The 1,777-nt window shown below is 41.6% G+C and carries 2 protein-coding genes; both read right to left on the bottom strand.

All coding sequences use genetic code 11. From position 1 onward, the window contains the following. Positions 1-245: hypothetical protein (locus tag J0H12_00070; GenBank protein ID MBN9412309.1), on the bottom strand; the 245-nt coding region annotated here is incomplete at its 3' end. A 95-nt stretch (positions 246-340) separates the two neighbouring features. Next, on the bottom strand, positions 341-1,777 hold a 1,437-nt coding region (locus J0H12_00065), incomplete at its 5' end, for a hypothetical protein (GenBank protein ID MBN9412308.1).

Raw genomic sequence — 1,777 nt, 5'->3', positions numbered from 1 at the left:
TTGCAGGTTTTAGCTAAAGCAACCCCATCTCTTATCTTTATATCCTGAGCAATTTTTTTCATGACTTCATAAGGGAGACAGCTAAAAAGACCGGCTTGGGGCGCTGTTGCTAAATTGTCTTCCTGCTCAGAAAACTTAAATCTTTTGGCTGGGGGCTCAAGTTCTTGATCGGAATCACAGCACCATGAGGGCGTTGCCGAGAGAGCTACTGCAGCAATAAGAATCATTAAAACTTTTTTGATCATGAGGGGTAATTCTGTGTTCAAGATTACAATAGCATACAATAACCCTATCTAATCATAATCAATTAGTCAATAAATATCCCGTCCCTAGAAAAAGGTTATCCATTTGAGCTTTGAGCGGCAGGCACTCGTTTTGTTAAGTTGATTCCTTGGGCTGCAGCCGCATCAAACCGGGGAATAAAAGCATAAAAGACAGTTAGTCTATCATCATCTTCAGCTGGGGATATCTGACCGTTAATGATCATGGTTGTTCCATCCTTACTGATGCTTATGGCTTCGTTAAGGGTAGTACCTTGAGGTAAAAAATGTCTGAACACAGATTCGATTGGGTATGAGCCTATATTTATATCCCACATAAAGGCTTTTTTTGTATTTTGAAGATCTCCACAATACCCCACAATGCGCCTGCCATCTGCGCTCATGGCACTTGCGACACCGTTGATATATCTTGAGGGAATCTTAAGAGGGTGCATCACACCGCCAGCACTCACGTGGAAGCTAAGCTCATGAGCTTTTTGTAAAACTTCAGGGGATGCTCTTCGCCATATAAAAGCTCTTGCATTAGGAGAAAAATTATTTTTAAGATGAAATGTTTTGAAGGAAGTTCCAAGAACAATATTGCCATCGGCACTGACAGCAATAGCTTCACTTGTCATATCGCCTTTTAAGGTTCCCAGGGAACGCATCCCGTCGGTTTCTGTCCAAATGAAGGCTTTACGCTTATTGTCATCGGCTCCATCATCAGAGATTCCAACAATCGTGGATTGATTAAGGCTAATGGCCAGAGCATGACTTGTTTTTCCATTATTGATTGTCCCAAGAAACTGGACACTTTCATCTTGTCCTGTAAGGATCCATTGAGCAGCCCTTAAATGAAAGTTGGGAACGTGAGGGTCTCGGGCTGCCCCCACAATGATTGTCCTTTCTGGGGATGCAGCTATGTCATTGGCTTTGCTAAATTCATAATTCACATTTTCTACGTGTTCTACGGTATTTTTGAGATAACGCACCTCTTCTGTTCCTTTTGTCAAAATAAATGCTCTACTCTGTCCATATTCTATTGCAACCCCTCCTTGGCTTCCAACACTGAGTGAGCCAGAGGCATCTATTGCATGCACAATTAAACAATCCTCTAGATCAGCTCTGTGAGAGAGGTAAGTCTGCCATCCATTGGAAACGCGAATTGAAGTATAAATATAAGTTTCATCATGCCCCTGATTTTCAGAATTATCTTCAATGTATGTTCCTATAACAGTTAAGCTATTTCCACTAATAGGGGCAGGATACTCAGCGTCTAAGTCATGGAGGCAGAGGATCTCAGGAGACATTGCGCGTTTAAGAAGATTCTTATAAAAAGAGGCAGTTTTTTGAGGGGAGGCTTTTGGATCTTCGCCTTCTTTGTGAGAAAGTTGGAGATATCGATGAGTTCCAGGGATTCTTTTAGCATAGTTTTCCCAGATACTTGGGGTATTGATCACGTTGCCTAATTGTTTGCAGGTTTTAGCTAAAGCAACCCCATCTCTTATCTTTATATC

Origin of the sequence: Candidatus Paracaedimonas acanthamoebae, from assembly GCA_017307065.1 — a bacterium.
GTDB classification, from domain to species: Bacteria; Pseudomonadota; Alphaproteobacteria; order Caedimonadales; family Caedimonadaceae; genus Paracaedimonas; species Paracaedimonas acanthamoebae_A.
Note: the sequence above shows the minus strand (reverse complement) of the source record. Positions and strands in the feature narration are given on the sequence as shown.